12 protein-coding genes and 2 pseudogenes are annotated in these 13355 nt (G+C 58.9%); 7 read left to right on the top strand and 7 right to left on the bottom strand.

All coding sequences use genetic code 11. The features are described from left to right. Positions 1-32: 32 nt before the first annotated feature. Both AYJ54_RS48170 and AYJ54_RS34315 read right to left on the bottom strand, forming a co-directional pair. Positions 33-587 carry a YecA/YgfB family protein gene (locus AYJ54_RS48170; protein WP_245329062.1) on the bottom strand — a complete coding sequence of 185 codons (555 nt, stop codon included), beginning with the start codon at positions 585-587 and terminating at the stop codon, positions 33-35. A gap of 44 nt (positions 588-631) precedes the next feature. Then, positions 632-898, bottom strand: a pseudogene (locus tag AYJ54_RS34315) (transposase domain-containing protein); the annotation flags it as partial. A gap of 513 nt (positions 899-1411) precedes the next feature. Here AYJ54_RS34315 and ltrA point away from each other — a divergent pair. Further along, the gene (ltrA, locus tag AYJ54_RS34305) at positions 1412-2740 is read left to right on the top strand and encodes a group II intron reverse transcriptase/maturase (protein ID WP_082905706.1); all 1329 of its coding nucleotides are present in this window, start codon (positions 1412-1414) and stop codon (positions 2738-2740) included. A gap of 129 nt (positions 2741-2869) precedes the next feature. Here the strand turns inward: ltrA and tnpC are convergent, their stop codons facing one another. From tnpC to tnpA, 3 genes are all read right to left on the bottom strand, one after another. Further along, a complete protein-coding gene (gene tnpC, locus AYJ54_RS34300; RefSeq protein WP_283808742.1) occupies positions 2870-4099 on the bottom strand; it encodes an IS66 family transposase in 1230 nt (409 codons plus the stop codon). A 146-nt stretch (positions 4100-4245) separates the two neighbouring features. Then, positions 4246-4599, bottom strand: a complete 354-nt coding sequence (tnpB, locus tag AYJ54_RS34295; protein WP_063676402.1) for an IS66 family insertion sequence element accessory protein TnpB — start codon at positions 4597-4599, stop codon at positions 4246-4248. Beyond that, positions 4596-5030 (bottom strand): IS66-like element accessory protein TnpA, encoded by a 435-nt coding sequence (tnpA, locus tag AYJ54_RS34290; RefSeq protein ID WP_063676401.1) that lies wholly within the window; start codon positions 5028-5030, stop codon positions 4596-4598. Before tnpA ends, tnpB begins: the two co-directional genes overlap by 4 nt. A gap of 486 nt (positions 5031-5516) precedes the next feature. On the opposite strand from tnpA, the gene AYJ54_RS50910 reads away from it, so the two are divergent. Then, entirely contained in the window at positions 5517-5663 is a 147-nt protein-coding gene (locus tag AYJ54_RS50910; RefSeq protein WP_161491314.1) for a hypothetical protein, read from the top strand. An 868-nt stretch (positions 5664-6531) separates the two neighbouring features. Here the strand turns inward: AYJ54_RS50910 and AYJ54_RS34285 are convergent. Beyond that, positions 6532-6996 (bottom strand): hypothetical protein, encoded by a 465-nt coding sequence (locus AYJ54_RS34285; protein WP_136624117.1) that lies wholly within the window; start codon positions 6994-6996, stop codon positions 6532-6534. Positions 6997-7652: 656 nt separating this feature from the next. Then, a pseudogene (locus tag AYJ54_RS53015) lies at positions 7653-8174 on the bottom strand (transposase); the annotation flags it as partial. Here AYJ54_RS53015 and AYJ54_RS50025 point away from each other — a divergent pair. The 5 genes from AYJ54_RS50025 to AYJ54_RS34260 all read left to right on the top strand — a co-directional run bounded on the left by AYJ54_RS50025 (position 8055) and on the right by AYJ54_RS34260 (position 13226). Next, entirely contained in the window at positions 8055-8315 is a 261-nt protein-coding gene (locus AYJ54_RS50025; RefSeq protein ID WP_136624116.1) for a hypothetical protein, read from the top strand. The pseudogene AYJ54_RS53015 and the gene AYJ54_RS50025 overlap by 120 nt on opposite strands. Positions 8316-8833: 518 nt before the next feature. Continuing rightward, positions 8834-9328 carry a hypothetical protein gene (locus AYJ54_RS34275; protein WP_063681174.1) on the top strand — a complete coding sequence of 165 codons (495 nt, stop codon included), beginning with the start codon at positions 8834-8836 and terminating at the stop codon, positions 9326-9328. A 304-nt stretch (positions 9329-9632) separates the two neighbouring features. After that, complete coding sequence (locus tag AYJ54_RS34270; protein WP_063681175.1) at positions 9633-9908, top strand: hypothetical protein; 276 nt, start codon at positions 9633-9635, stop codon at positions 9906-9908. 1943 nt (positions 9909-11851) lie between these two features. Then, on the top strand, positions 11852-12196 hold the full coding sequence (locus AYJ54_RS34265; RefSeq protein WP_063681180.1) for a hypothetical protein: 345 nt from the start codon (positions 11852-11854) through the stop codon (positions 12194-12196). Between the two features lie 271 nt (positions 12197-12467). Further along, positions 12468-13226: an acetoacetate decarboxylase family protein gene (locus AYJ54_RS34260; RefSeq protein WP_063706135.1), complete on the top strand. Its 759-nt coding sequence runs from the start codon at positions 12468-12470 to the stop codon at positions 13224-13226. Positions 13227-13355 lie beyond the last annotated feature (129 nt).

Raw genomic sequence — 13355 nt, 5'->3', positions numbered from 1 at the left:
GTAACCGGTATGAGCTCCCACGTCCGCGGTGATCAGCGTGTGCGTGGGTAGCGGATAGGCATCCAATACTGGCGCAAGGCCTCGACGGCCGCCGGGATCTCGGCGTAGGCGTTACGGCCGCCTTGCGGTGATCCGAGCGGCGGACGGCTCTGATCATCGCGACCATGCAGCAGGATGGGCAGCAGCAGGCCGTGATTGACGTTGCCGGCGTCCAGCAACGGCGCCCACGCCGACGGTCTGAGCTGCATCGCGGCATAGAAGCCCTGACACCACGGACGCGGATCGATATCGCCATTGACTTCGCGCCGGTGCATCGGCTCGAACCGATCGGGCGCGGTCGAGAGGGTGTTGCTGATCTCGTTATGGCGCAGCGCGACAGCGGAGATCGCAGCGAACTCCGGGGTGCCGCCGTGGTTGAAAGCATCGGCGTCGATGGCGAGCAGCGGGCAGATCCAGCCGAGCGGGCTCATCGACACCGGTCCGGCTACGATCGCGGCGGCATAGCCGTCGAGCATGGGAATGCTGGTGGCGGCAGGATGCCGATCGACGCGAGCCTGGAGCCATCGCTCGAGCTCCGCAAGCGGCATCGCGGCTGACGCCATCGACGATGCTGCTTTATGGCGACGCGCGTTCATGCAGCAGCCTGTGCGGTGCGATGGCGCGCCGCCTTCCAGTTCCAGGCGAGCAGCTCGCGCAGCTGATGGCTTCTGGTTCGCCCGGACACGATGCGCTCCAGCACATCGGTCAGGTAGGCCTGCGGGTCGAGTTCATGGAGTTTTGCCGTGTTCACGAGCGAAGCCAGGATCGCCCAGCTCTCGGCGCCGCCCTCGCTGCCGCTGAACAATGAGTTGCGTCTTCCCATCGCAATCGGGCGCATGGAACGCTCGACTGTGTTGCTGTGTGTGCCTTGCCAAGGCGCACTGTTCTCCCTGGTGGAAGTCCAGGCCGGCAAACTCTCGCTCCAGCCGGAAGTACTCGGAGCGGGTCAGGAGGCGACGAATGACCTGAAGCACTCTGAGAAAAGGCCCCTTCTGGGGGTCATCGGTCCGCGCGGGCCGCAACTTGCGAGTGAACACCGAGCAGGCTCCGAAAGCGTCATCGTGGGAGCCGACCCGCCATAGCAACGGGGAAGGCCGACGTCCGGGGGGAAGCGAGCGAGAAAAGCACCCCAGGATCCCACCGGGGTAGTGGTGGCAGCACGCGCGGGACATGGACAGTGGGCAACAAGGGAAGTCTGTCGCCGAGGAAGGATGACGAATCCGGACAACGACGAACCCGTGAGGGCCAGCGTCGGCAGCGGCAGATGGCGGATGGGTCCGTACTACCTATGACACCGGGTAACGCCGGAAGAGGGAAGGGACCCTGACTTGCCTCAAGCGAGAGAACGAAGCAAAGAGCACGGCGATTGACGATGAGTCTAACAACACCGGATATGCGCGTTCAGAAGCTGCAGAGCTCGCTACAGACGAAAGCTAAGACCGAACCGACATACCGCTTTTACTCTCTGTGGGACAAAATCTGCCGACCGGATGTCATGGAAGAAGCTTACCAAAGGTGCCGTGAAAACGACGGTGCCCCCGGGGTGGACGGCATAACATTCGAACAGATCGAAACCGAGGGACAGCAGCAGTGGTTGGAAAGTGTCAGACAGGAGCTGAAGGAGGGCACTTACCGTCCCAAGCCCCTTCTGAGAGTATGGATACCAAAGAGCAATGGCGGACGCCGACCACTCGGAATCCCGTGTATTCGTGACAGAATCGTCATGATGGCCACGGTCTTAGTGATCGGTCCCATCTTCGACGCGGACCTGCTGGACAACCAGTACGGATTTCGCCCGAAGCTTGACGCCAAGATGGCCGTGCGCCGCGTGTTTTGGCATATCAAGGACCGGGGACGCCGCGAGGTAGTCGATGCAGATTTACGCGACTATTTCACGTCGATTCCACACAGTCCGCTGATGCGATGCCTGACACGACGGATCGCCGATGGACGACTCCTCTCGACCATCAAAGGCTGGTTGACAGTCCCGGTAGTTGAACGGAGCGGAAGACGGACGATACAGACGGCAGATGCGCGAAAGTTTAAGAAAGGGACCCCGCAAGGCTCTCCTCTGAGTCCATTGCTGGCGAACATTTACTTCCGACGCTTTCTGCTGGCCTGGCGCGACCACGGACACCAAGAACAACTCGACGCCTACGTCGTCAACTATGCCGACGATCTCGTGATCTGCTGCCGCCCCGGCCAAGCCGAGGCGGCGATGAAGCGAATGACGGTACTGATGAGCAGGCTCGGGCTGGAGGTGAACGAGACCAAGACCCGCATCGCTCTATTGCCGTCGGAACGATTTACGTTCCTAGGCTACACGATCGGGCGGTTCTACGGAAAGGATGGACAAGCCTTCATCGGCACGCGTCCGTCCAAGAAAGCGGTCATGAGATTGCTCCGACGAATCCACGAACGCACGACGCCACAGTGGTACCCGGACACACCGGAGAACACCGTCGCCGTCATCAGTCGCCTTCTTCGTGGCTGGTGCGGTTACTTCGACCAAGGCCCTGTCATGAAGACCTATGACTTCATCAGGCAATACGTCGATCGGCGTCTGCGGCACTGGTTGATACAACGAACAGGAAAACGTGGCAGGGGCTTCAAAGAGTATCCGCAGGATTACCTGCACGATACCCTCAAACTCTTCCGCATCCCGACTCGTCGTAACGACCGATCGAGCGCGAAGGCCTGATGAGACAAGTGAAAGCCGGGTGCGGCAAATCCGCATGCCCGGTTTGACGAGCGGCGACTGGAAACGGAACTATGGTGCGAACTGCGACACCGGCAACTGGCGAAAGCAGCCGGAAACAGTAAAGCCTCGCTACCTACGGTCACCGCGCCAGTCGTCGACTCTACCCACCTCGACACGGCCGTCGCGGAGAAACAGCGTCAACCCGTCCCAGTGATTGAGCGCGTAGTTGATGGCCTCCGTCAGCTTCGACTGGGAGAAGAGCTGGCTGGCCATGGCGGTCAGCCGCGCCCTGAGCGCCTCCATCAACGGAGCGGACCTGGTGCGGCGGGCGGCCAGCCGCTGCTCGGCGCTGCTGCCGCGGATCTCCGCTTCGATGGCATAGACCGCCTGCAAGCGTTCGATCACCTCGCGCGCGAACGGCGACTGCGTCGTCTTATAGACCTCCACGAATTTGCGTCGGGCGTGGGCGAGACAAAAGGCGAGCTGGATTGCGCCGCCATGATCGCGGGCGAGCGCTTTGTAGGCGGCATAACCGTCGACCTGCAGAATGCCGGAAAAGCCCATCAATTGTCTGGCGATCTCTTCCGTGCCGCGGCCGTTGGCGAACACGTAGGCAACCGCCGGCGGCGAGGGCCCGCCCCATGGCCGGTCATCCATGGCATGCGCCCAGAACTGGCAGATGCGGGTGCGATGTCGCCCGGGATCGAGCACCGGCATCGGCGTCTCGTCGCAGAACACGCGCGGTGCAGCCTGGATCATCTGCAGCTGCAGCTCATAGAGGCTCTTGAGCCACCAGGCGGCACGCTTGATCCAGCCGGCGAGTGTCGCACGGTCAAGCTGGATGCCTTGGCCGGCCAGGATCTGCACCTGCCGGTACAGCGGCAGATACCAGGCGAACTTCGAGACCACCACATGGCTCACCAGTGCCGTCGAGGCCATGCCGCTCTCAATCAGGCGCGGCAGTACCTTCGCCTGGACTACGCCATCGGTACAGCTGCGGCAGGCGTACTTGGGACGGACCGTCCGCAGCACCTGCAGCATCGCCGGGATCACGTCCAGCACCTCGCTGACGTCCTCGCCAATCTTGTGAAGCTGGCCCTGGCAGCACGGGCAAGCGGTCGCCTCCGGCTCCAGCACCTGCTCACAACGCGGCAGGTGCTTGGGCAGCGCACCGATGTTGCGGCGCGCTCTCTTGCGTGGCCTGTCCGGCGACTTCGCCGCAGGCGCATCGTCGTTGGCCGGCGCAGGCCGTGTGGCGTCGGTTTGAAGATCATCCAGCTCGAGCGCCAGTTGCTCGTCCACGAGCACCGCAAGCTTCTCCGAACGCTTCCCGAAAATCATCTCCCTGAGTGTCTGCATCGCCACGCGCAGCTTCTCGTTCTCGGCGTCAAGCGCGAGTACCATCTCGGTCAGAACCGCCGGATCGGTCGGGAGAGCGTCGGGGCGAATCGCCATGATCAGACGATACAGGCGCGCGCCGCTTGCTCCAGCAAAATCCTCACTCCTCAGCCGGCAATGGCCGGCTGCTTCACAGGCTTGGGTGAGACACGCGTCCACTCAAGCCCATCGAGCAGCATCGCAAGCTGCGTCGCACTCAGGTGCACCACACCGTTGCGGATCGGCGGCCAGGTGAAACGCCCTTGGTGCAGCCACTTCGTTACCAGCACCATGCCGCTGCCGTCCCACGCCAGAAGCTTCACTCTGTCCATGCGCTTGCTGCGGAACACGAAGACGTCGCCGCAATACGGGTTCGCGCGCAGTGCTTCGCTCACCAGCGCCGACAGCGTGTGCACCGACTTGCGAAAGTCGACCGGCTGGGCCGCCAGCACCACCTTGAGGTCTGACCGTAGCGCAATCACCGGATGCCCCGAAGCGCCGACAGCACCGTCGACAACGTCGCTAGTTCCACACCCGGCGCGATCCGGATGCGCGCCCCGTTCAGCTCGATCTCGATCACCCCGCAGGCCTTGGTCGACAACGCGCTGATCTCCTGTGCCGACGAAATAGGCTCGTCGGCTGTGCCGCTGTTCTCGGCCCCAATTTGGATTGGCACAAAGCTCGCCGGACCAGCCACCGCCGCAACCTGGCGTCGCCACACCGTGAGCAGCCCGCGGGCAACGCCATTGCGCCGCGCTACCTCGGAGATGTTCACACCTTCCTCAAAGCTCTCCGCCACGATCCGGGCCTTCTCCTCGCCCGTCCATCGTCGCCGGCGACGTTCCCCAGTGATCACCTCGACACGACGATAGGAATCACCTTCCTGCCTGGCATCAAGCATGGCATTTGCCATCGTTCCATCTCCACCGATCCGCTCATGCCAGGCTGTATCGCGCGTTAGCCAAGGGATACCTAGGTGGGGGCCTCACGCCGGTTACACTCAAGGGGCGTGCCAAATGCGCAACAAGAGGCCCGGACGAACCGTTCTGCATCTTATCCAAAGGCTTAATCGAGAGTACGGCGGTACGCGGGCCGGACAACATCACCGTGTCGCGGACGCGACAAACCCGACAACGGATGCAACGCAAGTACATCGGGAGACGGCGGCGAGTAGATCCTACAAGTTCAGGACAATGAAGAAACAGCGCTTCCGCGATGTCACGCGATCGAGCAATGGTCTTCCATAGATCAGGGAATATAGACGCATTTCGACAAAGATCGTGAACGCCTACGGCTGGCTCGGCCGGTACATTGAAGCGAATGCGGAATTTGGTGGAGATCCTCGGCGTGGATGAAGCTCGCCGCCGCCATCTAATGCGCGGTCATATGAAGACGGCAGATGAGAGCTGCTGGCGCACAGCCCGATTTCATGACATTGCTTTTGCAAGGGGAGGGCGCGTTCGCGGTGCGGATCGGGCTCTATGAGCTGCTCTCACCGAGCCTTCGGCGCGGCCTTCTGGGTAACGATCTCTCGCGCAAGGCATGAGCTCCTCGCCGGGGGGACTCGCAGGAGGGGCTCGCCTTCGGCGACCGCTACCACTGCCCCTGTCCCGGGTGCCGCTGTTAACCGGTCTTCTCTAACCGGGGTTGAGACGTCAAGTACCAAATCTGATCCAATTACCGCATTGTGGTTGTGCCTTCCGAACCAACCGTGGTGTCAAAGCTATCCGGCGATCGCGCTTCTCTTCGAGGTCGGGGTCCCCTCCTCGTGATGATGTTCGTGAAGAAGTGGCGGGACCATCTCGGGGACGCAGTCGCGGAGCGATTTGCTCGCGCTGCAGACCGGTTATCACCCTCGCCATTCCTCGTCCTGCCGGACTCCTTGACAGCCTTCCGGCCGTGTTCTGCTGATCAGTGCATTCGGGATGACGAGCCCTCTGCTGGCGGGAAGGGCGACAAGTTCAACATGGAACCCCTTCAAGTTGTGATGAGGCCAGACTCCGCCGATTTTGCCCAGAACGCGTTCTCTCCTTCGCCGGCGACGGCGAAGGTCTCATGGGGTAGGTTTCCTGGCTTTCTCGGCCATTTGCTTGCTCCTGGTTGGATTTGCCGCAAGCGGCAGGACCGGCCAACGTTCCGATACCGGTCTTTGCCGGCATTCGGTTGGTCCGAAGGATATCAGCGCAGGACGTGGGCCATAAGGACACCACGGGGAGTGTGGCTTCCCCAATGTAATGCGTGCTGGGCACAGTTTGTCGGACGGTTGTAGCCGAGCCGAACGCTGGTGGCATCGCTTGCATCGGGGGAAGTGAGGATCGGCGCGGTCAGCGTTCGCCAGTGTCATGTGCCAGCGGTACGCTCTTTTGTAAGACGAAAACTGTCATTCCGTGGGCTACTGTAGGGAAGCCCAACTTTCATCGCTCTGGTCGATATCCTTCAATCCGGAGGGTCGGCAGTTGCCAAGAACCATAATGGAAGTTAATGCCGGCCCCGGCTGGCAAGTTCAGCGACCCCAAGGTGGGGAAGAGGCCTGTAGGCTTGAATAGCTCCGGGTTGGCGAAGAGTGGAAGTTCGACATTCGCGAGCACTTTTGCGGTTTCAATCGAATAGACCACATCCTGCGCGGCCCGCTGCGTAGCGCCTTTCATCCAGACCTGAAGAAAGCCGATCTGATCGGTTGCGGAGCGCGTGGAATTGACTTTCCCGAAGAGCTCCATCGCCTGCGTGGATTCGGTTTGAATTCGCTCCTGCCAATGCGAATAGATGTCGAAAAACCTTTTCGAGAATTCTGTCTGAGTTCCGATGGCTCGCTTGGTAAAGTCCCAAAATGCACCTGTTGCAATGCCAATGTCATCGTTGAGTCTGGCTTCCTTGTTCATCACCATCTCCTTGTCATTGTTATGATTGCTCGCGCCAGCACTGGTGCACTGGAACGTCCAGTGTGAGAACGACACCAATGGGAAGCACCTCGTCGAAACACATGAGCAATTCGTCACGCGGCGCGCTTTCAAGATCCTTGCGCAGCAACATGACGCAAGGAGTCGACCCTGCAGCCCTGCTCAGCTCGGCGCTGACCCAAGGGCCGCTCCGGATTTGACGGGCGGCAGCACCAGTTTGGTCTTGATTGATCAATCGAGCAGGCCTCATCTGAACCCGGGCCGGAGACTGCATGAGCGCGTCGTCGCTATCACGGTGCTCCAATCTGTCCCAGCAATCGCCGTGCCAGTAACGAGGTTGTGCGAGCCCTTTCTGAAGAGCAAATTATCTGCTTTGCGCCACGCCACTGGAATGCATCCGCCGTCGTGTAAACGTTCGGACATCCGTGTTGTCAGGCGGACAGATCTGAAGGTCCCAAATGACAGCAACTGCCCGGACCGATATTTTCGAACCTTTCGAAGTAGCATCCGCTGGACCGCCCAATCTCACCGGAGCCAGAATGGTGATCACGCTGTTTGAGACGAATGAGATGACCCGCCGCCTTTCGGTTCTGCCCACACCATTGCGCTGGCTTTGTACGAGATAGAACTTCTGTATCCAGGCTCTGGAGCGCGATCTGATGTGCGGGGTGATCGAACTGCTGTTTCTGAAAGCCCGCGCAGATAGCGCCTCGTCCAGCTCTTCTTGCGCGGATAGGTGCGTCCGTGCTTGAGCATGAAGGTGCTCACCTGCTACCGGTGGACCCGTATTGTCTCAACCACCGCGGCTCGGCTACGGACGAGATCTCGCACCGCTTCGTGGCTTTCATCGGGAACCTATACCGCCGTTAACTCGCCGGCGCGCAGCACCGGGTACGAGAAACAACGTCCCGGCGGTTCGTCTTCACGAGATCGTCGGGCTTCCTCGGGATCATCGACGGCACAACCAGGGTGCATTCGTGGCCGGACAATCCGATTAGGCGATATAGACCGTAGCCCCTCGGGGCCGGTCCGTAACTGAAATGCACGCGATCAAAACGACCGGCTATTCGCTCGACAATTCGACGCATGCTGCTCGCCGCCGCATCGGCCTTACCGAAGAAACGAACCTCTCCTTCCCGGCTAGCTTCCCCAATCGCGATGCCATTCCTCAGCTTCGCGATGTTTTTGTCGGCACAGAAGTTGCTCAATTCTCACAGCCTCGCCGTATCGCGGGACTGACGGTGATGCTTAGGGAGCGGAGCTGCGACAGGGCAACTCCGCTCCTGAATTTCCTGTTATGATGCCAATTAGCGGAGCAAAACCATGGAATATGTCGCGCTGGGGATTGCCGCGGTCATATTCGTCGCGATTGTTGTCGTTTTGTCTTGGGCTATTCGGAAACCTTAGCGCCGAGTTGATTGGCTATCTAACAGGGGCGCGGACCCAGCGAAGAACATTGACGTATGCCGTTTGAGAAGGTTTTGCAGAAGCGATTGACCAACTCTAAAGAGGGTCGACGCTACGTGTACCCACGTCTCGTGACCGACCAATCCTGGTAGGTGGCCCGCGGGAGTTTCCAAGGGTACACCTTGACGGCACCTTTGGGCCATCACCAGGGCGCGCTGATTAGCTTTACTGGCTGAGGCTGGCTGTTGAAGTTAGGGGCGCGTGGTAGAGACAGCTTCCGATTCACTTGACGGCGGGGAGCGCGTCACGTCCGCGCTGCTTCAGATTGGGCGAAACACATCCACCGAGTATGACAGGCACTCTTTTCCCTCCTAGCTGAGCCGTATTGCAGAGATCGAGTGTGAATTAGCCGATGACGCCGTTGCAGACAATCAGCGATTGGTTCGAAAAACAGCACGCGCAAGTACAAGGCGAAATCACTGCTGGCATGGCGTTGCTTTTAGACTTCGACGATGCTGACTTTCTTCCACTCGACAGCGAAGAGAAAAGCGAGTTTTTCCGGCAGTGGCTGAGCGAGGTGGGATTGCCAGCCTATGCGGTCGTTGGCCGTGCTTTGACGTTCCGAGCTTGTTTTGAATATTTTGCGGAGAGCAGGTTTACCGAGGCTTCGTGGAGGCAATCCGAAGAACTCTTTCGTGAAGCTCTCGAAGAGACTAAAGGTAACCCTCATTCTGATGCTGCGCGTTTTGCTCCAACTGCACAAAGGCTCCTTGACGAGATGCCCGCCCGAAGAAGCAGGTGGATCGAAGGCAGGCAGTCTTGGAGAGAACTAGCCGATGGAAGCCTAACACCCGACGCTCTCAGGAAATGGGTCACCTCACAAATGGGCGATGCTGGCAATGGCTGAGCGGGAATAAGTAAGTTGGGTATCGAGGACATGGCCCGCGACGAGGCTACGGCGCAGCCGCTTGGCCAAGTTGTTCATGTCATACTTGCTAGCCGTCCGTCCCGCGAAGAGAAGCATAGCTCTGCGGCGGAGATTGCGGCGTCCACTTTGTGGCTTACCTCACAGGGACCCCTGCAGCAATTAAGCGTCACGTGCTGAAGGAATATCTCGGGTCGGCTGTGTCGCGCAAGGCGTCGTCAAGCGCCGCCAGCTAGAACGATGTGGCGACCTCAATGATCGAACCTGGCCCGGCGAACAGACCCCGATGCGCCTGCAATTCCATCGTGCCGTCGTAAACATGGAAATATGGAGTGCAAACAGCGACGATTATTCATTCGTGATTAGCTTCGAGAGCCCCTCGGGTCCCGGCTTTCGCGGCAGGCTAGGCTACGTCGCGTCGTGGCGTCCGCTTGACCAGAGCCGTGGCGCGATCAAGATTCTCGGCTCACCCTTCCAAACCTTCGCTGAGGCTGAGGACGCCAGCAACACCATGCTGAATTACCTCAACGACGAAAGTAATTCCGTCCGCCTGGAAAGTTGAAGCTCCCGTAAATCGACGATTGCCGTGGGGCCATCGCACGCGGCGCCGACCAGCCCGCTGGGACACACCATCACCCTCGTGACGGCCGTGAATTCCCTGCTTTAGCGCAAGTGCTTCTATCCACTTTCCAACCTCTTCTTGTCGACCAAACCTTCAGCGCCAGTACGTCAGAAATGCTCGTTACTTGGTTTTAGCGAATAGGCACGTCCAGTGGTCCTCAGAGCGGGATCCGGGTCGCAGTCCCTCGCCAATGGCCCGCGATAATTTTCGACAGTAAGCTCGCCAGGATCAAAACACCGAGGATCAGTAGCACGACCATTACTGCGCGGCTCCTATCACAAGTCTAAGATTTGTCATTTGCGCTCGCTACCTTCTTCGTCGGGCACCCGTCAGTTGTGGTAGTTCCCGGTGCTTAAGCCATGTGTTCGTATATACGCGCCGGTCAAAAGCCGGCCCAGCTGCTTGGGCAGGGTTAGAAGTGGCTCAAGTTCCCGCCAGCGCTGCCAAGTGGCGTTCAGCACCTTGGCATTAACCGGTGCTGCAAGGTCTTGAGAGATCCCCAAGAGACCTCCCGTGCCTTAGGAAGAGGAAAGTCATGTCAGATACTTCTCTTGCGACTCAGGAGTTTGCGACCCCCGAACACGCCGCGGAAGCATTGGCCGCTGGGAGGGTTCGGACTGAAACAAAGAGTTCGGCGCAGCGCGTTTGCTTGGAGCTCGCTCCAAACGGTTGGTTCCGGCTCAAGTGGTCTGCGAAAGGAACAAATTCGTATGATTGGATCGGTCTTTATTCGGACCCCTCGCAGCCAGATAGCAACTACATCGGACGAAACAATTGGCAATGGGCGGTCAACGGGGACTCCTACCTGACCGGTACAGGGGCCACGCCAGGCTATGAGGCAAGGTTTTTAATCTGGGAGCATGCGTCCAAAAAGTACAAGTCTGTAGCAAGGACCGGGCCGTTCCCAGCAACCAAGCAGTGTTCATCCTAATCGGCGCCTCCCTGTCGGCACTGGGCTCACATCGGCCAGCACAACGTCGGCGGGAGGTCGCCGTTCGAGCCTCTCGCCAAACTCTAGGCCTTCAGGCGCCTCGGCGTCGAGGGGATGCTCGCCAAGCAGGGCCAGTATCTACCCTTCATCAACGCCTACACGCGCAGCGGCCCGCCGCCTGCCGAATGAGATATCCAAGGACACTTGGGATCCCCGCCCACTGGCCACCAGAGATGGTTTTGACCGCGCAACGCGCGGGCATCATCAAACGCCAGCTCGGCTCGCCGCGCAGCATCGAGCTGCACAGCAACGAAGTGCTGGTCCCTCCTGCGTAGCTACCGTCTGGGAAATCCCAAATGAATAAGTCAATTCCTTTGTGTCGAGGTTCTAGCCGCTGTGAATGGCCTGATCCGGATCGAACCACACGTTGTTAAACGGAGCTGTAACCTCAACTCCGAATCGGAACAGGGGCCATCTCCCGGCCCGGTTAGGCCGGACGCACACTAAGGAATGTACAAGAAGGCCAATAGTGCGATCGCGGCAAGAACGAAGATCACCACTGACTTGTTGATCACTGTACGTCTTTCGAGTTTCTCAGCCGCATATCCGAAACGTCGAGCGATATGAGCAGGCTGTCTCGCTCAAGATCTTCCATCGAGTGCTCAGCCTGTAGCGGGTAAATCAACTGTAGCCGCCGAAACTCTTTCGCGTTTCGCATTGTGCCTGCGCGCACAGCCATACGCATTACCCCCATCACAAAGTCCCCATCACGAACGCGACTCACATCGAGGCGAATTAAAATAGCCACTGCGAGATGCCCGAAAGCTGTCGGCGAGGTGCGGAGTGTATATGAATGCGAGCCCGCCAAATCAGGTAGTTGAACGACAGCGTTATCTTAGCAAACTCCGCGGAGTCTGTATTTCACGCGGAGGACAGGCCATGAGGGGCGGTGATGAGAACGAAAGAGAAGGCGAAGAAAGGAGCAACGAAGGGCGGAGGCAAGCACGAATTTATCGTGCTGAATCTGACCAAAGAAAAGCTCAAGGGGCATGTTTTGTGGGAAAGCAGCGGCGACGAGATCAAGATCGATGTCAATGGTCTTGAGTCTGGAAAGGGCTCGCTGCGAAAGCGGTCGTACCCGTCCAGTGGCAATCGGGTCTATTGGCGATCGTCGGAGCGAGACAGGGAATCCGAGCTGAATTGTTGGCATGGCTACGCCCATGCCATTGTAACCATCAGCGACTACGGAATCCGGGTGCTTGCTACCGACACGAGCCCCGATACGTGGAAATGGTAGCGCAACGTCGACACTGACGCCGCACGTAAGTGGCCATTCTTAGCTCTGCGTGTTTTCGTCCATTTCAAGGGTGTGCTGGACGCCCGCCCTAGAACGTCGAACAAGGAAGCGACGAAAATGAGTCGGAACGAACTGGGGACGCTGCGGCGAACGTTCTAGCCAAATCCCCGCAAAAGCGGGAGCAACATTGATGTTGAATGTTGAGTCTAGGAGCCGACCTGTCCGCGAATTTCACTAAGCGTCTGCCGGACGAGCAACCGGAGGATAAACAATGCCGGAAGTCAGAGGCATTCCATTCGATGCACCCCTTTATCACGGAGATAGAGAGCACGGCAGCGCGTTTCTTAACTGCCAAGCCGTACAAGCGGTCTTTACAATTGCGAGCGATGTGGAGCGCCTGTTGCCAAAGCAGTTAACACCTGCCGCAGATCCTGCGGTCGGTGTTGTAGGTATAGCGAATTACGGCTCGAGCATCGTCGGACCATATCTCGAGCAGTACTCTGGAATCGAAGTTCGTGATCCGGGTGGGGAGACCGGTTTCTATATACCCTATATCTATGTGACGACAAATGATGCAGCCCTCGCGTCGGGACGCGAGATTCTCGGCGCGCCGAAAAAGCTCGCTCACATCGCGTTGACCCGCGAAGGCAGCCTGATTCAGGGAACGCTCGAGCGACCGACAGGTAAGCGTCTGCTGACTATCACTGCTCAACCAGACTCGCGCTTGAGAGCAGCGGCACGGCAGATGTTTTCCACACACACCAACTTCTATTCGGTCAGGCATTTGCCCCCAGCAAATCAATTTGGGAAAGGCGCCGCCACACAGCTGGTGAAATGGTGCACAAACCGAACGTTCCGACGAGACGCGGGGGGCGAAGAAGTACTATTCACGGGCCCCGTTTCACTAACTTACGACTCGCCGTCGGTCATCGATCCCGTGCACAATTTGAAGGTTGGCGAGATCATGCTTGGTACGTACGAGGAGTACGATTCTAGCCTCCAGGCAATCGATCTCCTTTCAGACGCGTAAACCGTCGGTGCTGCAGCGGCTCTTTGGGCCAGCGATTGACGGCACTAGCTTGAGAGGATGGTTTCGGAATTATCCCTTGGGCGTTCAGAACGAAGCTCATAATCCGCACGAAGTGAGTACAGCCATGAA

The sequence above is a fragment of the Bradyrhizobium centrolobii genome (assembly GCF_001641635.1).
In the GTDB taxonomy this organism is placed as follows: domain Bacteria; phylum Pseudomonadota; class Alphaproteobacteria; order Rhizobiales; family Xanthobacteraceae; genus Bradyrhizobium; species Bradyrhizobium centrolobii.
Note: the sequence above shows the minus strand (reverse complement) of the source record. Positions and strands in the feature narration are given on the sequence as shown.